Origin of the sequence: Caulobacter mirabilis, from assembly GCF_002749615.1 — a bacterium.
Lineage (GTDB): Bacteria > Pseudomonadota > Alphaproteobacteria > Caulobacterales > Caulobacteraceae > Caulobacter > Caulobacter mirabilis.
Genome location: NZ_CP024201.1, coordinates 2,430,204 through 2,446,949, shown reverse-complemented (window position 1 = coordinate 2,446,949; position 16,746 = coordinate 2,430,204). Strand labels below are relative to the sequence as shown.

At 69.8% G+C, this 16,746-nt stretch carries 15 protein-coding genes; 10 read left to right on the top strand and 5 right to left on the bottom strand.

Annotated elements, in window-relative coordinates; translation table 11 throughout:
- Positions 1–314: 314 nt before the first annotated feature.
- The 3 genes from proS to CSW64_RS11820 are packed head-to-tail and all read left to right on the top strand — an operon-like array spanning position 315 to position 3,605.
- Positions 315–1,643, top strand: a complete 1,329-nt coding sequence (proS, locus tag CSW64_RS11830) for a proline--tRNA ligase (protein WP_099622301.1) — start codon at positions 315–317, stop codon at positions 1,641–1,643.
- Positions 1,640–2,926, top strand: a complete 1,287-nt coding sequence (locus CSW64_RS11825; protein WP_099622300.1) for a lipoprotein-releasing ABC transporter permease subunit — start codon at positions 1,640–1,642, stop codon at positions 2,924–2,926. Before proS ends, CSW64_RS11825 begins: the two co-directional genes overlap by 4 nt.
- Entirely contained in the window at positions 2,919–3,605 is a 687-nt protein-coding gene (locus tag CSW64_RS11820; protein WP_099622299.1) for an ABC transporter ATP-binding protein, read from the top strand. The genes CSW64_RS11825 and CSW64_RS11820 overlap by 8 nt, the downstream gene beginning before the upstream one ends.
- A gap of 14 nt (positions 3,606–3,619) precedes the next feature.
- Here the strand turns inward: CSW64_RS11820 and CSW64_RS11815 are convergent, their stop codons facing one another.
- Both CSW64_RS11815 and CSW64_RS11810 read right to left on the bottom strand, forming a co-directional pair.
- Positions 3,620–4,918, bottom strand: coding sequence for a M56 family metallopeptidase (locus CSW64_RS11815; RefSeq protein WP_099622298.1), 1,299 nt, complete (start codon positions 4,916–4,918; stop codon positions 3,620–3,622).
- Positions 4,915–5,325, bottom strand: a complete 411-nt coding sequence (locus CSW64_RS11810; protein WP_245863679.1) for a BlaI/MecI/CopY family transcriptional regulator — start codon at positions 5,323–5,325, stop codon at positions 4,915–4,917. Before CSW64_RS11810 ends, CSW64_RS11815 begins: the two co-directional genes overlap by 4 nt.
- Before the next feature lie 131 nt (positions 5,326–5,456).
- On the opposite strand from CSW64_RS11810, the gene CSW64_RS11805 reads away from it, so the two are divergent.
- The 4 genes from CSW64_RS11805 (at position 5,457) to CSW64_RS11790 (ending at position 11,781) form a co-directional block, all read left to right on the top strand.
- Positions 5,457–5,870, top strand: coding sequence for a hypothetical protein (locus CSW64_RS11805; protein ID WP_099622296.1), 414 nt, complete (start codon positions 5,457–5,459; stop codon positions 5,868–5,870).
- Positions 5,871–5,997: 127 nt separating this feature from the next.
- Positions 5,998–6,087, top strand: coding sequence for a cell division inhibitor SidA (gene sidA, locus CSW64_RS11800; protein ID WP_099622295.1), 90 nt, complete (start codon positions 5,998–6,000; stop codon positions 6,085–6,087).
- A 41-nt stretch (positions 6,088–6,128) separates the two neighbouring features.
- Complete coding sequence (gene dnaE / locus CSW64_RS11795) at positions 6,129–9,578, top strand: DNA polymerase III subunit alpha (RefSeq protein WP_099622294.1); 3,450 nt, start codon at positions 6,129–6,131, stop codon at positions 9,576–9,578.
- Between the two features lie 937 nt (positions 9,579–10,515).
- Entirely contained in the window at positions 10,516–11,781 is a 1,266-nt protein-coding gene (locus CSW64_RS11790) for a cytochrome P450 (RefSeq protein WP_099622293.1), read from the top strand.
- Positions 11,782–11,790: 9 nt separating this feature from the next.
- Here CSW64_RS11790 and CSW64_RS11785 read toward each other — a convergent pair whose 3' ends face one another.
- Together CSW64_RS11785 and CSW64_RS11780 are read right to left on the bottom strand one after the other, a co-directional pair.
- The gene (locus CSW64_RS11785; RefSeq protein ID WP_099622292.1) at positions 11,791–12,378 is read right to left on the bottom strand and encodes a TetR/AcrR family transcriptional regulator; all 588 of its coding nucleotides are present in this window, start codon (positions 12,376–12,378) and stop codon (positions 11,791–11,793) included.
- A gap of 10 nt (positions 12,379–12,388) precedes the next feature.
- Positions 12,389–12,799, bottom strand: a complete 411-nt coding sequence (locus CSW64_RS11780) for a GFA family protein (protein WP_099622291.1) — start codon at positions 12,797–12,799, stop codon at positions 12,389–12,391.
- Positions 12,800–12,966: 167 nt separating this feature from the next.
- Between CSW64_RS11780 and CSW64_RS11775 the strand changes: the two genes are divergently transcribed.
- From CSW64_RS11775 to CSW64_RS11765, 3 genes are read left to right on the top strand one after another with little or no spacing between them, the layout of a single operon-like run.
- On the top strand, positions 12,967–13,410 hold the full coding sequence (locus tag CSW64_RS11775; RefSeq protein ID WP_099622290.1) for a (2Fe-2S)-binding protein: 444 nt from the start codon (positions 12,967–12,969) through the stop codon (positions 13,408–13,410).
- A gap of 11 nt (positions 13,411–13,421) precedes the next feature.
- Entirely contained in the window at positions 13,422–15,548 is a 2,127-nt protein-coding gene (locus tag CSW64_RS11770; RefSeq protein ID WP_099622289.1) for a xanthine dehydrogenase family protein molybdopterin-binding subunit, read from the top strand.
- 54 nt (positions 15,549–15,602) lie between these two features.
- A complete protein-coding gene (locus tag CSW64_RS11765) occupies positions 15,603–16,232 on the top strand; it encodes a hypothetical protein (protein WP_099622288.1) in 630 nt (209 codons plus the stop codon).
- Between the two features lie 30 nt (positions 16,233–16,262).
- On the opposite strand, the gene CSW64_RS11760 is transcribed toward CSW64_RS11765, so the two are convergent.
- Positions 16,263–16,712, bottom strand: coding sequence for a VOC family protein (locus CSW64_RS11760; RefSeq protein WP_099622287.1), 450 nt, complete (start codon positions 16,710–16,712; stop codon positions 16,263–16,265).
- Between the last annotated feature and the right edge of the window lie 34 nt (positions 16,713–16,746).

The window sequence follows — 16,746 nt, the reverse complement described above, 5'->3', positions numbered from 1 at the left end:
CGCGGCCTCGGCTTCGGAGGCCGGAACGCCCAGGTTTTCGGCAGCGGGCGCATGAATCGACCGCCGATGACCAAAGTCCGGGCGATCAGCGACCTCAAGCCGCCGTCCGTGCGGGTTCGACTCGCGACGCGTCGAGGGGCGGCTAGTCTCGGGGGCATGGAGGCCGGTTCGCCGGTCTTGCTCCGTGGCGTTTTTCCCCGACGATGACTGCAGGGCCGCTGGTTTGCTCCAGCGGCCTTCTTTTCGCCGCCGGTCGCGTTGCCAATCGAGCGCGCGCAAGGGTAAGTCACCCCTAACGCTATTTGGGGATACCGATGCGCCTGTCGCGCTATTTTCTGCCTACGCTCAAGGAAGCGCCTTCCGACGCCCAGATCGTCTCGCATCAGCTGATGCTGCGGGCCGGCATGATCAAGCAGGAGGCCGCCGGCATCTATGCCTGGCTGCCGCTGGGTCTGCGGGTGCTGAAGAAGGTCGAGCAGATCGTCCGCGAGGAGATGAACCGCGCCGGCGCCGTCGAACTCCTGATGCCGACCATCCAGCTGGCCGACCTGTGGCGCGAGAGCGGCCGCTACGAGGCCTATGGCGATGAGATGCTGCGCATCGTCGACCGCCACAAGCGCGACCTGCTGTACGGCCCGACCGCCGAAGAGGTCGTGACCGACATCTTCCGGGCCTATGTGAAGTCCTACAAGGACCTGCCGCTGAACCTCTACAACATCCAGTGGAAGTTCCGTGACGAGCGCCGCCCGCGCTTCGGCGTCATGCGCGGCCGTGAGTTCCTGATGAAGGACGCCTACAGCTTCGACCTGGACGAGGCCTCGGCCCGCAAGGCCTACAACCGCATGTTCGTCGCCTATCTGAACGTCTTCGCCCGCATGGGTCTGAAGGCGGTGCCGATGCGCGCCGACACCGGCCCGATCGGCGGCGACCTCAGCCACGAGTTCATCATCCTGGCCGACACCGGCGAGAGCCAGGTGTTCTGCCACAAGGACCTGGTGGAGATGGGCGCGCCCGGCCCGGACGTGGACTGGTACGGCGACCTGCAGCCGCTGGTCGACCAGCGCACGGCCCTCTATGCCGCCACCGAAGAAATGCACGACGAGGCCGCCTTCGCCGCCGTGCCCGCCGACAAGCAGCTGTCGGCCCGCGGCATCGAGGTCGGCCACATCTTCTACTTCGGCGAGAAGTACTCCAAGCCGATGAAGGCCAACGTCGCCGGTCCGGACGGCAAGGACGTCGCGGTTCACATGGGCAGCTACGGCGTCGGCGTCTCGCGCCTGCTGGGCGCGATCATCGAGGCCAGCCACGACGAGGGCGGCATCATCTGGCCGGACGCCGTGGCGCCGTTCGACGTCGGCGTGCTGAACCTTCGGGTCGGCGACGAGGCCTGCGATGCGGCCTGCGACAAGGTCGTCGCCGCGCTGGAGGCCGCCGGCCTGGAGGTCCTCTACGACGACACCGACAACCGTCCGGGCGGCAAGTTCGCCACGGCGGACCTGATCGGCCTGCCGCACCAATTGATCATCGGCCCCAAGGCGCTGGCCGAGGGCAACGTCGAGCTGAAGCATCGCGCCACCGGCGAACGGTCGGTGACGTCGCTCGACGCGGCGATCGCCCAGCTGACCGGCAAGGCCGCCGCGTGAGCCAGGCCGCCGCGACGCACGGCGCCCCCTTCGGGCGGTGGGAGCGGGCCGTTGCGGTCCGCTATCTGCGGGCGCGGCGCAAGGACGCCGGCGTCGCCCTGATGTCGGTGATCTGCTTCCTGGCCATCATGCTGGCGGTGTTCGCCCAGATCACCGTGATGAGCGTGATGAACGGCTTCCGGGCCGATCTGCTGGACCGGATGCTGGGCTTCAACGGCCATGCCTATGTGCTGGGCGACGGGCTCTACGGCGAGGAGCCGGCGCACATCGTCGAGCGCCTGCTCAAGGTTCCGCAGGTCACCCGGGCCACGCCGATGGTCGAGGGGCAGGCCATGGTCATGGGGCCGGCCCAGATCTCCGGCGCGATGGTGCGCGGGATCTCGCCGTCGGACCTGCGCAAGACCGACATCATCGCCAAGAACATCCGCCGCGGGTCTCTGGACGGCTTCGGCCAGGGGGAATACGGCGGCGACCTGATCCTGATCGGCGACCGCATGGCCGCCTCGCTGGGCGTCGGCCCCGGCGACCCCATCACTCTGATATCGCCCAGCGGCGCCTCGACCGCCTTTGGCCAGAGCGTGAGCCAGAAGGACTATGTCATCGGCGGCGTGTTCTCGGTCGGCATGAGTGAGTTCGACCAGCTGTTCATCTACATGCCCCTGGAGCAGGCCCAGCTGTTCTTCGGCCGCGAGGGGCGGGTCGACAAGATCGAGATCATGGTCAAGAACCCGGACAAGGCCACCAGCCTGCGGCCGGCGCTGAAGGCCGCGGCGGGACCGCTGGTCAGCGTCGCCGACTGGACCCAGCAGAACCGATCCTTCTTCGAGGCCCTGGCGGTCGAACGGGTCATGGTCCGGCTGATCATGATGGTGGTGGTGATCATGGCCGCTCTGAACATCATCTCCTGCGTGGTGATGATGGTGAAGAACAAGGGCCGCGACATCGGCATCCTGCGCACCATGGGGGCCAGCCAGGGCGCCGTTCTGCGCATCTTCATGATGGCCGGCGTGATCCTGGGTCTGGCCGGCTCGGCCGTCGGTCTGGTGCTCGGCGTGGTGTTCTGCGCCAACATCGAGGCGATCCAGCAGATCGTCGAGTCCGTCACCGGAACCCAGGTGTTCAACGCCGATGTCTATTTCCTGAGCCACCTGCCGGCGAAGATCGAGTGGCACGAGGTCGCCATCGCCACCGGCTGGTCTTTCGCGATGAGCATCCTGGCCACTCTGTGGCCGGCCTGGCGGGCCTCTCGCCTCGATCCGGTGGAGGCCCTCCGCTATGAGTGAGCCGACGCTCAGCCTGCGCGGCGTGGTCCGCACCTACAAGACCGACGCCGGCGCCCTGGAGGTGCTCAAGGGCGTCGACCTGGATCTCCATCCGGGCGAGATCGTCGGCCTGATCGGGCCGTCGGGCTCGGGCAAGTCGTCGCTGCTGCACGCCGCCGGCCTGCTGGAGCGGCCGAATGGCGGTCAGGTGTTCATCGGCGGTCGCGACTGCACCGCCCTGAACGAGCGCGGCCGCACCCGCACGCGCCTGGGGACCATCGGCTTCGTCTACCAGTTCCATCACCTGCTGCCGGAGTTCACGGCCCTGGAGAACGTGGCCATGCCGGCCATGATCGCCGGCCGGCCGGCGGACGAAGCGCGGGACCGGGCCGAAGCGCTGCTGGCGTCGTTCGGCCTCGCCGAGCGGGTCCACCATCAGCCGGCCCAGCTGTCGGGCGGCGAGCAGCAGCGCGTGGCCATCGCCCGGGCCCTGACCAACCAGCCGCGCCTGCTGCTGGCCGACGAGCCGACCGGCAACCTCGACCCGGACACCGCCGCGGTGGTGTTCCAATCGCTGTATGATCAGGCGCGCGAGCAGGGCGTCGCCGCCCTGATCGCCACCCACAACCTGGAGCTGGCCCGCTACATGGATCGGGTGTTCGCCCTGAAGGACGGGCACCTGGAGAAGCGCGGGGGGTAGGACGGCGTGCGCGGCTAGGGCGCGCCGCCGACCGTGACGAGGTCCACCACGGCCGGGCGCCCCGAGTCTGCTGGGTAGCCGTCGATCCAGCGCAGGGTCTTGGGATCGACGCGGTCGGCGCGGAAGCCCGCTGGGGGCGTCTTGCCATCGAGCAGAATGCGAAGGCCCGCCTTCTCCGGATCGCCCACGAACGTCAGCCGGGGATTGCCGGACCAGCGCGTGCGTTCGCCCATGATGATCTCGGCGCGATCGGCGGAGATCTGGACGCTGGCGTGAGGGTCGGCCTCGTCGGCGGCGACTTTCGACACCGTGCGGAAGGGCTCGTCCTGCAGGCGTCCGGCCAGGGCGGCGGTCCCTGTCGCCAGGGCGCAGACGGCGGCGAGCCCTGCGACCAGGGCGACGCCCTTGGCGCGGGGGGATGCGGGGGCGGGGGTCAGGATGGCTTTCAGGCGCATGATCTGGGGGCTCCTTCCGGTTCCAGTGAGTGAAGTCGCGAGCGGGCGTCCGGCGCCGAGGCGCAGGGCGTCGACGAGCAGTTCGGCATAGGCGCGGCGGGTCGCGGGCGAGGCGCCGGCCAGGGCGTCTCGGTCGCAGACCTCCTCCCGCGCCGCGATGAGGCGACGGTGAAGCGCCGTCTGGATCGGGTTGAACCAGAGCAGCGCCAGGACGAGGTCCTCGGCCAGTCCGCGCAGATTGTCGGCCCGCTTCAGGTGGGCGAGTTCGTGGGCGCAGACGGCGGCGAGCTGATCGTCGGGGAGGGTGGCGAGCCCGGCCGGCAGCAGGATCATCGGCCGCCGGAGGCCGGCGAGCAGCGGCGAGGACAGGCCGTCGGACCAGGCGATGGCGGGGGCGCGCAGGCCCTGGGCCGCGGCCGCTTGCGCCGTCGCCTTGGCGAGGCCTTCGCGATCCGCCGGCTCCGCCTGGCGCATCCGTCTCGCCAGCCGGGCGTGAAGCATGGCCAGCCGTCCCAGACGCAAGGCCGCGCCGACCGCGGCGACGGTCAGGATGAGGCTCGGCGTCCCGTCGAGAAGCCGCCGCCAGGCGGTTCCGGCCGTCGACGCGGCCGCCGCCGTCTGCTCGGCGAGCGCGGGGGACCAGCCGGAGAGCGGGACGAGCGCCGCGGTCTCCTCGGGGAGGAGGAGCGCCAGGCCTGGCGCGGCCCCGGCGGCCAGCAGCGGCGCGGCGAAAAGCAGGGTCCAGAGCCGCGCGCGCGTTCCGGCATCGACGGCGAGCCGGTCGACCAGGACGCCGGCCGTCCAGGCGACGGCGGCGAACGGCGCCGTCGCCAGCAGGATCCAGACGGCGGCGGTCACCTGTCCTTCTCCAGATCGGCGTTGAGCACGGCCGTCAGTTCCTCCAGTTCGGCCTCGTTGAGCACCTGGCTGCCGGAGAAGGCGGAGGCGGGCAGGGGGCCGTCGACCTCGAGAACGCCGCGCACCAGCCGCCGGAGGACGCCGCCGAGCACCTGGGTCTTGCCGGCGGCGGCGGCGTAGACGGCGACGCCGTGGACCTCCTCGCGGTTCAACAGGCCCTTGGCGCGCATCCGCTCCAGGACCGTCCGGGTCGTCGAGGCGGCCCAGGCCAGCCCCTCCGGCAGCCGCGCCTGGATTTCGCGGGCGCTGGCGGGGCCGTCCCGCCAGAGGATCTTGAGCAGTTCCAGCTCGGCTTCGGAGGGCTGCGGCGTGTCGGCCATGGGGTGCTCGCTATCAATGTCGCCCATACGCTACATCTGTAGCGCTCGGAACGTCAAGCGCGCGCGCGGCGTTGGTCTCTTGGCGACCGCCCAGATTTCGCCCAGATCACGCTGTCATGAAGGCCTTGTAATATTTCACCTCCGACGAGAGCGTACATATGACCCGTCAGCTCGACTTCAGCGGCCAATCCGGCGCCAGTTACCGCTATCGGCCGATCGAAGAGCTGAAACCGGTCTCGCCGGGCGGGGCGAACTACTTGTTCGTACGTTGGGACGGCGATGTGGCGGCTGTCATCTACGCCGGGGAGACCGATAGTCTTCACCGCACGGTGTTCGAGAACTGGGACGCCGCTCAGTCGGCGCACGGCGCCACCCACATCTATGCGCGCCTGAACATCACCGGCGCCGTGCGTCGGGCCGAGCAGGCGGACCTCATCGGGAAGCACCGTCCGCCCATGAATCCGGCCCCCGCCGCGGCGCCGCGCGCGTCCAAGCCGGCGGCCGCCAAGACCGAGGCGCCCGAGGGCGAGGCCAAGGCCCCGGCGAAGAAGACCGCCCGCAAGGCCGGCTGACGTTCGTCCACAGGCGGCGTCGTTCGATGAGGGCGGCGCCGTTCTGTTCCTGTGGAACGAATGTGGGCTTGACGAGAACAAAACCGGAAAATAGAACAAAGGGGCAACTCGAAAACGGGAGGCCTCCATGGTCCGGATCGCGCGTGAATCGCTGGCCCTGATGTCCGTCATCGGCTTTGTGTGGATGATGTGTTCCGTCGCCTACATGGTGGCGTGAATCGTCCTATGACCTGATCTCGCCCAGAAGGAGCAGAGCGCATGGCTGACGCCGCCGCCGTGGAGACCGCCGCAAAGGGGTTCGTCCACCTGCGGGTCCGGTCGGCCTATTCGATGCTCGAGGGCGCGATCAAGGCGGACGCGATCGGCAAGATGGCCGCCGCGGCGGTGATGCCGGCCGTGGGCGTGGCCGACCGGGCCAACCTCTTCGGCGCCCTGGAATTCTCCGTCACCGCCAAGGACGCCGGCGTGCAGCCGATCATCGCCTGCGCCGTTCCGGTGAAGGGCATCGGCGAGGGCCCGCCGGAGCGCTGGGCCCGGACCCCGACGGTGGTGCTGCTGGCCCAGAGCGAGCAGGGCTATCTCAATCTCACCGAAATCTCATCGGCGGCCTACCTCGAGGCGGACCCGTCCGAGGAGCCGAGCGTGCCCTGGTCCAAGGTGGTCGAGCACGCCGAGGGACTGCTGCTGCTGTCCGGCGGTCGCGACGGCCCGGCGGATCCGCTGTTCGCGGCCGGCAAGAGCGCCGACGGCGCGGCGGCCCTGGCCGAAATGCACCGGGCGTTCGGCGACCGCTTCTACGTCGAGCTGCAGCGCCACGGCATGCCGGAGCAGGCGGCGGCCGAGCCTGGGCTGGTCGCCTGGGCCTATGAGAACGACGTCCCGCTCGTCGCCACCAACGACGTCTATTTCGCCAAGGCGGACATGTACGAGGCGCACGACGCGCTGCTCTGCATCTCCGACGGCTCCTTCGTCGGCCAGGACGAGCGGCGGCGGGTGACCGCCGAGCACTGGTTCAAGCCGGCGGACGCGATGCGGGCCCTGTTCGCGGACCTGCCGGAGGCGTGTGACAACACCCTCGACATCGCCCGGCGCTGCGCCTTCATCGTCAACAAGCGCGACCCGATCCTGCCGCGGTTCCCGACCGGCGACGGCCGCAGCGAGGACGAGGAGCTGGCGCACCAGGCCCGGGAGGGCCTGAAGCGACGGCTGGAGGGGCTGGTTCTGGCCGCCGACGAGGCGGACTACTGGGCGCGGCTGGATCGCGAGATCGGCGTCATCCAGAGGATGGGCTTCTCGGGCTACTTCCTGATCGTTTCGGACTTCATCAAATGGGGAAAGACTCACGGCATCCCCGTGGGCCCCGGGCGGGGCTCGGGCGCCGGCTCGCTGGTCGCCTGGGTGCTGACCATCACGGATCTGGATCCGCTTCGGTTCGGCCTGCTGTTCGAGCGCTTCCTGAATCCGGAGCGGGTGTCGATGCCCGACTTCGATATCGACTTCTGCCAGGAACGGCGGGAAGAGGTCATCGACTACGTCCAGCACAAGTACGGGCTGGACCGGGTGGCCCAGATCATCACCTTCGGCACCCTGCAGGCCCGCGCCGTGCTGCGCGACGTCGGCCGGGTGATGCAGCTGCCGCTCGGCCTGGTCGACCGGCTCTGCAAGATGGTGCCGAACAACCCCGCCAATCCCACGACCCTGGCCCAGGCGATCAACATCGAGCCGCGGCTGCGCCAGGCGCGTGACGACGACCCGTCGGTGGCCCAGTGCCTGGAGGTGGCGCTGCGGCTGGAGGGGTTGTTCCGCAACGCCTCGACCCACGCCGCCGGGGTGGTGATCGGCGATCGCCCGCTGACCGAACTGACGCCGCTGTACAAGGATCCGCGCTCGGACCTGCCGGCCACCCAGTTCAACATGAAGTGGGTCGAGAGCGCCGGCCTGGTGAAGTTCGACTTCCTGGGCCTGAAGACCCTGACCGTGCTGGACCGCTGCGTGAAGCACATGGCCAAGCGCGGGGCGGCGGTCGATCTGAGCAAGCTGCCGCTCGACGACCTGCCGTCGTACGAGCTGATGGGGTCGGGCCAGACGGTCGGCGTGTTCCAGCTGGAAAGCCAGGGCATGCGCGACACCCTGCGCAAGATGCGGCCAGGCTCGCTGGAGGAGATCACCGCCCTGATCTCGCTCTACCGCCCGGGCCCGATGGACAACATCGACACCTTCGTCGACACCAAGTTCGGCCGGCGGCCGATGGATGTCCTGCATCCGTCGCTGGAGCCGGTGCTGAAGGAGACCTACGGCGTCATCGTCTACCAGGAACAGGTGATGCAGATCGCCCAGATCCTGGCCGGCTACAGCCTCGGCGAAGCCGACCTGCTCCGCCGGGCGATGGGCAAGAAGAAGAAGGAGGAGATGGACCTCCAGAAGGCGCGCTTCGTCTCGGGCGCGTCCGAAAAGGGCGTCGATCCCAAACAGGCGGCCTCGATCTTCGAGCTGGTCGAGAAGTTCGCCGGCTACGGCTTCAACAAGTCGCACGCCGCCGCCTACGCCCTGATCAGCTACCAGACCGCCTGGCTGAAGGCGAACGCGCCGGTCGAGTTCCTGGCCGGCTCGATGAGCCTCGACATCAGCAACACCGACAAGCTGGCGGTGTTCTACCAGGACGCCCGCCGGTTCAAGATCACCGTGCGGCCGCCGGACGTGAACCGTTCGGGCGCCGACTTCGAGGTCGAGGACGGCGAGGTGCTCTACGCCCTGGGGGCGGTGCGCAACGTCGGCTTCGCGGCCATGCAGCACGTGGTCGACGTCCGGGGCGAGGGCGGGCCGTTCCGGGACATCTTCGACTTCGTCGAGCGGGTCGACCCCAAACAGGTCAACAAGCGCGCGCTGGAGAACCTGGCCCGGGCCGGGGCGCTGGACAGCATCCACCCCAACCGCGCCCAGATCGTCGAGGCGGCGGACAAGCTGATCGCCTACAGCCAGACCGAGGCCGCCGACCGGGCCTCGGACCAGCTCAGCCTGCTCGGGGGCGAGAAGAGCGAGACCAATCGGCCGCGGCTGCCGCGGGTCGAGCCCTGGGATCAGATCCGCCGGCTGGATGAGGAGCTTTCCGCGGTCGGTTTCTACCTCACCGGCCACCCGCTGGAGGACATGATCGACGTCCTGCGGCGGCGGCGGACGTCGCTGCTGACCGAGGTGATCCCGGCCGCCGAGGCCGGGGGCGAGGCCTTCCGGATGGCCGGCATGGTCCGCCGCCGCCAGGAGCGGGTCCAGCAGAGCGGCGACCGCTTCGCCTTCGTCTCCCTGTCCGACCCGACCGGCGAGTATGAGGTGCTGTTCCCGCCCGAGGCCCTGCGCCGTTGCCGCGACGCGCTCGAGCCCGGCAAGGCGGTGCTGATCAAGGTTCGCGCCAAGGGGCGGGACGGGGAGGTGCGGTTCTTCGGCGACGACGCCGAGCCGCTCGACAAGGCGGTCGAGAATGTCGCCGCCAGCCTGCGGGTGCATCTGTCGCCGTATTCGGCGGAGATCGAGGCGCTCAAGCGTCGCCTGGCCCCCGCGGCCGCGACCAAGGGCGGGGAGGTGGTGTTCGTCGCCGGCCTTGGCGGCGGCAAGGAGGTCGAGCTGAAGCTTCCCGGGTTCTACACCCTGGACGCGTCGCTGCGGGGCGCCCTGAAGACCGCGCCGGGGGTGGCTTTCCTGGAGGACGTCTAGGGTCTGTACTCAATTGGGAATGAGCAATTTCAATCGCTTGCCCCAACCCTATTCCGCTCATCCCCGCGAAGGCGGGGATCCAGGTGTTTTTTCGTAGCCGCCCTTCAACCGCCCAAGCCCGTCAGGACCGCTTCAGCACCCAATAGGCCTGGATCCCCGCCTTCGCGGGGATGAGCGGTATCGAGTACAGACCCTAGGGAAGACGTCTCGGGAAGGCGGGGCAGGACGTCGGAGCCAGGGCGTCCGATCGCCCGCGGCTGGCGACCACCGCCTCCTGGGGCTGTGTCGGTCGGCTTGGGTCGGCTCGAATGAGCCGCGCCTCCGGGCGGAGACGGTGCGTCCAGATCGCCCCGATCAGCTTCCGCGTAACCAGCCTCGGCGTAACCAGCCGCAGCGTGATCCGTATCGGCGAAGTCTGGATCGATGGGGCCGGTATCAGGCGGCTCCAGTCTGAAGTCGATCAGCTCGGTCCGGTCAGTCTGAAGTCGATCATTCTCAATCCCGCCCGTCTCGGTCGAGCCCGCCTCAGTCGAGCCAGTCCCGGTCGGGCCAGTCTCGGCCCTGTTCATCTCAGTCCGGTTCATCTCGGTTCGGTTCATCCGAAGCGGGGGCGGACATGCAGCCGCCCGTGCCTAGGAACCGCGCGCCGACCATGTCCGGACCTCTGTGTCCCCGCCGAGGATTGCTCACAGGCATTGTTCGTCGAACGCGCCCCGCCGCCCCGCCGCCCCGCCGCCCCGCCGCCCCGCCGCCCCGACCTTCGCGGGGGCGATCCGATGAAGGCGGGCGGCGAGGGCTCTGGAGTCTGGCGGCCCGGTCGGATCTGAACCGCCGCGGCGCCCTGCATCGAAAGCGCTCTTGTGGAACGCTGTTCGAACCCCTTTCGTCAGGGAAGGAACACCGGCGACGACACAACGACGACACAGGGAGCATCGCGATGGCCGACGGATCGGTGACGCTGGACGAGGCGCGGAATGCGGTCTGGTCGGCGCCGTTGGAGAGTCTGGATCCCGCCCAACCGGCGCTGTTCCAGCAGGACGCCATGTGGCCGATCTTCGACCGCCTGCGCGCCGAGGCGCCGGTCCATTTCACAGAGGGCGGCGAGTACGGGCCCTACTGGTCGATCACCCGCTACAACGACATCATGGCGGTCGACACCAACCATCAGGTGTTCTCGTCGGACTTCCTGTTGGGCGGCATCACCATCGGCGGCGGCCAGCAGAACTTCGAGCCGTTGCCGATGTTCATCGCCATGGACCCGCCCCGGCACGACGTGCAGCGCAAGGCGGTCAGCCCGGCCGTCTCGCCCGCCAACCTGCAGCTGATGGCGCCGCTGATCCGCGAGCGGGCCGGGGCCATCCTCGACGGCCTGCCGATCGGCGAGACCTTCGACTGGGTCGACCTGGTCTCCAAGGAACTGACGGCCATGACCCTGGCGACGCTGTTCGACGCGCCGCAGGAGGACCGCCGCAAGCTGCCCTACTGGTCCGACGTGGTCACCGCCATCCCGATGCCTGGCGGCATCGTCGAGAGCCTGGAGCAGAAGCTGGAGATCTTCCAGGAGTACCAGGCCTACTTCAACGTCCTCTGGAACCAGAAGGTCAACGCTCCGCCGACGGGGGACATGATCTCGATGCTGGCCCACCACCCGGCGACGCGCGACATGGCGCCGCGCGAGTATTTCGGCAACGTCGTGCTGCTGACCGTGGGCGGCAACGACACCACCCGCAACACCATCTCCGGCTCGGTGTTCGAACTGAACCGCAATCCCGACCAGTACGCCAAGCTGCGCGCCGACCCGTCGCTGATCCCCTCGATGGTGTCGGAGACGATCCGCTACCAGACCCCGCTGGCCCATATGCGCCGCACGGCGCTGGAGGACATCGAGCTGGGCGGCCAGATCATCCGCAAGGGCGACAAGGTGGTGATGTGGTACGTGTCGGGCAACCGCGACGACAGCGTCATCGAGCGCCCGAACGACTACATTATCGACCGCGAGCGGCCGCGCCAGCACATCTCGTTCGGCTTCGGCATCCACCGTTGCGTCGGCAACCGCCTGGCCGAGCTGCAGCTGCAGATCATCTGGGAGGAGATCCTCAAGCGCTTCCCGGAGATCGTGGTCGTCGGAGAGCCGAAGCGCAGCTACTCGGTCTTCGTCCGCGGCTTCGAGACCCTGCCGGTGATGATCCCGCGACGACTCTAGCCTCGGACATCACTCCGGGTGGTCGATCAGGTAGCCGCCGCCCGCGAACAGCTTGGCCAGCAGGTCCTCCGGCGGTCGTCCGCCGGGATAGGAGGCGATGATCGCCGCCATCCCCCGGCCCAGGGCCCAGAGGGCGTAGGCGGCGTTCTCCTGGTGGCGCGGCGGGACGCGGTCGTCGGCCTCGACCGCCGCCTGATAGGCCAGGACGATCTTCTGCTCCGCTTCGCGCAGGGTTTGGTGACTCACCAGCAGCCGTTCGCTGAACATCAGCGAGAACAGCCGAGGCCGGCTCTCGGCGAAGGCGAAGAAGGCCCGCGCTCCGCCGCGCATCGGCGAGTCGAACTCGGGGCTCTTCTGCAGGGTGAGGATGTCCCGCCGCAGATCCTCCAGCCCGCCCAGAGCCAGGCTGACCAGCAGCGCGTCCTTGTTCTCGAAGTAGTGGTAGATCGAGGTCAGCCCGATCCCGGCCCGGTCGGCGATCAGCCGCAAGCTCAGTTCGTCCGCGCCGACCTCGGCCAGCAGGGCGCCCGCCGCCGCCAGGGCCTTGGCCCTGACGCCGGTTCCGGTCTGCTTCGCCCCTGCCGCCCTGGCCGACACGCGCCGGCCGTCAGCGGCCCGGGAAGCCGGGGAAGCTCGCCATGCCGTCGGCGATGTCGTGGAAGGGCTGTTTCTCGGAGGTCCAGATGGCCACCAGCGGGCCGCCGTAGTCGCGGGCCGGGTCGTCCAGGGTGCCGGCCTTGACGATCACCGCCGGCAGCCCCTGCGGCCGGGTCAGCAGCGGCGTGCCGCAGTCCGGACAGAAATCGCGGGTGACCGGCGTCTCCAGGTCGGCGCGGGCGAACTGCTTGGGCTCGCCCTTGACGTAGGCGAAGCCGGCGGCGGGCATGGCCAGGAAGTAGTTGGGGCCGCCGCCGGTGATGTGCTGGCATTCGCGGCAGTGGCACTGACCCTTCATCATCGGATCGCCCTCGGCCTTGAACCGGATGTTCCCGCAGTAGCAGCCGCCTTCGATCGCCATGGTCGTTCTCCCTTTTGTACTGTTTTGCATAGTAACAGGCTGACGCGCGCGTAGGGCAAGAGCGGACGGGACCAGCAGCAAGGATTTGTCGCCGCAAGCTTGCGATAGCGCAAACGGCCCAGGCTCGACTAACCTGCCGGGGAGCTGGGTTTTCCGGGAGGCGCGCGATGACCACTCTGACCCTCAACGGCAAGGCGGTGACGGTGACGTCCGAGCCCGACACGCCGCTGCTCTGGGTGCTGCGTGAGGAGTTCGACCTCAAGGGCGCCAAATACGGCTGCGGCATCGCCCAGTGCGGCGCCTGCACGGTCCATGTCGGCGGCCAGGCGGTGCGGGCCTGTTCGATCCCGGTCGGCGATCTGGACGGCCAGAGCGTGACCACCATCGAGAGCTTCGGCGGCGAGCACCCGGTCCAGAAGGCCTGGGTGGACGCCCAGGTCCCCCAGTGCGGCTTCTGCCAGCCGGGCCAGATCATGAGCGCCGCCGCGCTGCTGGCCGAAACCAAGGCCCCGACGGACGCCGACATCGACGCCGCCATGGCCGGGAACCTCTGCCGCTGCGGGACCTATCCACGCATCCGCGCCGCCATCAAGGCCGCGGCCAAGGCCTGAGGGGAAACGCGATGAACAAGCCGATCCTCGACCGCCGCGGGTTCCTGGCCGCCTCCGGAGCCTTCGTCCTCAGCTTCACGGTGACGCCGCCGGTCCACGCTCAGACGGGGGCGCCGGCGTCGCCCTGGACCGCCTACCTGACCGTCAGCCCGACGGGCCGAGTGGCGCTGCTGTCGCCGACCACGGAGATGGGGCAGGGCACCCACACCGCCCACGCCGCCATCGTCGCCGACGAGATGGGCGTGCCGCTGACCATCGTCACGGTCGACACCGCCCTGCCGTCGGACCCGTTCCGGCGCGGCGGGGCGATGGGCTCGGGCGGCTCCTGGGGCGTGCGCGGCTGGTACGACGCGCTGCGCAAGGTCGGCGCCGACGCCCGGGCCAGCCTGATCGCCGCGGCCTCGGAGAAGGCCGGCGCTCCGGCCGCCGAGGTGACCCTGGACGACGGCCGCTTCCTGCGCGCCGGCAAGCCGCTCGCGGTCACCCTCGGCGAGGCCGCGGCCCTGGCCGCGCAGCGGCCCGTCGTGGCCGGGACGCTGCGCGATCCGAAGCGCTTCAAGTACGTCGGCAAGGAGACGCCGCGGGTCGACGTGCCCGCCAAGGTCCGCGGCGAGCCGGTGTTCTCGCAGGACTTCACGCGGCCGGGCATGGTCTACGCCTGCGCCGTGCTGTCGCCGGTCTACCGCGGCGAGCTCGATCGCTTCGACGACGCCGAGACGCTGAAGGTGAAGGGCGTCGAGCAGGTCGTGCCGATCCCCGGCGGCGCGGCCGTGGTGGCCAAGTCGCAATGGGCGGCCATGAAGGGGGCGGCGGCGCTCAAGGTCACGTGGAAGGCGACGCCGCACGACGGCCTGACCTCGGCCCGGATCTCGGCGGCCATGCATGCGGGTCTGGCCAGGGACGCCGAGGCCATCGTCGGCAAGGCCGAGGGCGATGCCGCTGCGGCCCTGGCCGGCGCCGCCAAGGTGGTCGAGGCGGACTACGAGGTTCCCTACCTCAGCCATGCCCCGATGGAGCCCTGGTCGATCACGGTGGAGCCGACGGCCGACGGCGGGCTGGAGATCTGGGGGCCGTTCCAGACCCAGGACCGCAACCGGAACACCGCCGCCAAGGTCTCGGGCCTGCCGGTCGAGAAGATCACGCTGCACACCCTGCTGCTGGGCGGCGGATACGGCCGGCGGCTGGGCGACGACGGCACGCCGGGCGGCGTGGCCGTGGCCATGGCGATCCGGAAGCCGGTGAAGGTCTTCTGGCGGCGCGAGGACGAGACGGGGCAGGGCTGGTATCGCCCGGCCCAGGTCGCCCGCCTGCGCGCCGGCCTCGACAAGGCCGGCAAGGTGGTGGCGCTGCATGTCCGCACGGCCGGCCCCTCGATGCGCGACAGCTTCTCGCCCGGCGGGCTGAAGCAGGGCGAGATCGACGGCTCCTCGGTCCAGACCCTGACCGACACCCTCTACAAGACCGGCGCCTATCGCGTGGACTGGGTGCGCACCGACCAGCCGGTGCCGATGGCCCCGTGGCGCGCGGTCGGGGCGACCCAGAACGGCTACTTCATGGAGGCCTTCCTCGACGAGGTCGCCCGCGCCGCCGGCAAGGACCCGGTCGCCCTGCGACGCGAGCTGCTCGCCGACAATCCGCGCGCGTTGAAGGTGATCGACGAGGCGGCCCGCGCCGGCGACTGGGGCAAACCCCTGCCGAAGGGCCGCGCCCGCGGGTTCGCCTTCGTGGCCAGCTACGGCAGCCTGTGCGCCCAGGTGGTCGAGGCCTCGATCGAGAACGGCGAGGCCCGGGTCCATCGCGTGACCTGCGCCCTGGACTGCGCCAAGGTCGTCACGCCCGACGGGGCCCGTAATCAGGTCGAGGGCGGGGTGATCCAGAGCCTGTCGACGGCCCTGTTCGAGGGCATCGAGATCGCCGACGGCCGGGCCCAGAACACCAACTTCGACGGCTACCGCCTGCTGCGCATCAACGAGGCGCCGGCCCGGATCGACACGGTGTTCATCGAGAACGACCAGACCATCGGAGGCGTCGGCGAGCCGCCGGTGCCGCCGGCTACGCCGGCCCTGGTCAACGCCCTGGTCGCCTTGACCGGCAAGCCGATCCGCAAGCTGCCGATCGGCGCGTCGCTGGCGGGCTAGCGCGAAGGACGCGCCGGGGTAGTATCGTTCGCCAATGAACGTGAGGGGGCGTCGATGGTGACCGGCAAGTCGAGGATCGCGGCGCTCGCCGCCCTGACTCTGGCGGGCGGCCTAGCCGCGCCCGTGTCGGCGGCGCCCCCGCCGGACCTGGCCGACATGATCGGGGGCCGGGCGGCGAGCGGGGAGCCGCTGCTGAAGGCGCGAGGCTATCAGTTCGTGCGGGAGACCAGGGTCGGGAGCACGGCCTATGCCTACTGGTCCAAGGGCGAGAGCTGCGTCGAGATCGGCGCGGCGGACGGGCGCTACGCCACCATCGAACGGGTCGACGACTGCGGGGCGGCCGACAGCGGCGCCGACGCACGCGGCGGGGCGACCGTCGTCCGCTTCGATCCGGGCGCGAGCGGCGCGACCCTGACCGGCGTCGTGGAAGGCGGCGAGAGACACAGCTATGCGCTGGACCTGGAGGCGGGGCGGCGCTTCAACGCGGACCTGAGCTCGACAAGGGCCTACATGAACGTGATCGGGCCGAAGGGGGAGACGCTGTTCAACGGCTCGATCGAGGGCGCGCACTACAACGGCGGCGCCCCGGCGAGCGGGAGCTACCGCATCGAGGTCTACCTGATGCGCGACGAGGCGCGCCGAGGGACCCTCGCGCCCTTCAGCCTGATCGTCTCGACCCGCTAGGGTCCGACGGCGTTCAGCGGCCGGTCAGGCTCAGCGGCTGAGGCTGTAGACTTCCACCAGATTGCCGTCGGGATCGCGCAGCTTGAACAGCGCGATCGGTCCCTCGCGGGTGATGTGGGGCTCGAGCAGGCTTCCGGGAGCGACGGCCTGGACGTGGGCGCGCCAGGCGTCGATGTCGTCGACCCGGATGTAGGGCATGACCGTCTCGCCGCGTTTGGCGTTGGGGGCGAAGGCGCCGCGGGAGATGACGGCGTAGAGGCCGCCGTTGATGTCGAAGCCGACGAACGTGGGCAGCCGGATCTCCGGCGCCTTGCCGAACAGACGCTGGTAGAAGGCGGTCGTCTTGTCGACGTCGTCGGCCACGACATAGACGCCCAGGCGGGTGGTCGGCGGTGCGGCCTGAGCCTGGGCGGCCAGCGGCGTCAGCAGGGCGCTGCAGAGCGCCAGAAGCAACGCGCCGGAGTGGCGGATCTTGGTCATGAGAGACTCCCCGAGTTGATGTCGGGAGAGCATG

Bases quoted from the DNA above. Each gene is read 5' to 3' on its own strand.
- CSW64_RS11790 (WP_099622293.1), top strand. From the start codon at position 10,516: ATGGCCGACGGATCGGTGACGCTGGACGAGGCGCGGAATGCGGTCTGG.
- CSW64_RS11820 (WP_099622299.1), top strand. From the start codon at position 2,919: ATGAGTGAGCCGACGCTCAGCCTGCGCGGCGTGGTCCGCACCTACAAG.
- CSW64_RS11765 (WP_099622288.1), top strand. From the start codon at position 15,603: ATGGTGACCGGCAAGTCGAGGATCGCGGCGCTCGCCGCCCTGACTCTG.
- sidA (WP_099622295.1), top strand. From the start codon at position 5,998: ATGGTCCGGATCGCGCGTGAATCGCTGGCCCTGATGTCCGTCATCGGC.
- CSW64_RS11810 (WP_245863679.1), bottom strand. From the start codon at position 5,325: ATGGGCGACATTGATAGCGAGCACCCCATGGCCGACACGCCGCAGCCC.
- CSW64_RS11770 (WP_099622289.1), top strand. From the start codon at position 13,422: ATGAACAAGCCGATCCTCGACCGCCGCGGGTTCCTGGCCGCCTCCGGA.
- proS (WP_099622301.1), top strand. From the start codon at position 315: ATGCGCCTGTCGCGCTATTTTCTGCCTACGCTCAAGGAAGCGCCTTCC.
- CSW64_RS11775 (WP_099622290.1), top strand. From the start codon at position 12,967: ATGACCACTCTGACCCTCAACGGCAAGGCGGTGACGGTGACGTCCGAG.
- CSW64_RS11780 (WP_099622291.1), bottom strand. From the start codon at position 12,799: ATGGCGATCGAAGGCGGCTGCTACTGCGGGAACATCCGGTTCAAGGCC.
- CSW64_RS11760 (WP_099622287.1), bottom strand. From the start codon at position 16,712: ATGACCAAGATCCGCCACTCCGGCGCGTTGCTTCTGGCGCTCTGCAGC.
- dnaE (WP_099622294.1), top strand. From the start codon at position 6,129: ATGGCTGACGCCGCCGCCGTGGAGACCGCCGCAAAGGGGTTCGTCCAC.
- CSW64_RS11805 (WP_099622296.1), top strand. From the start codon at position 5,457: ATGACCCGTCAGCTCGACTTCAGCGGCCAATCCGGCGCCAGTTACCGC.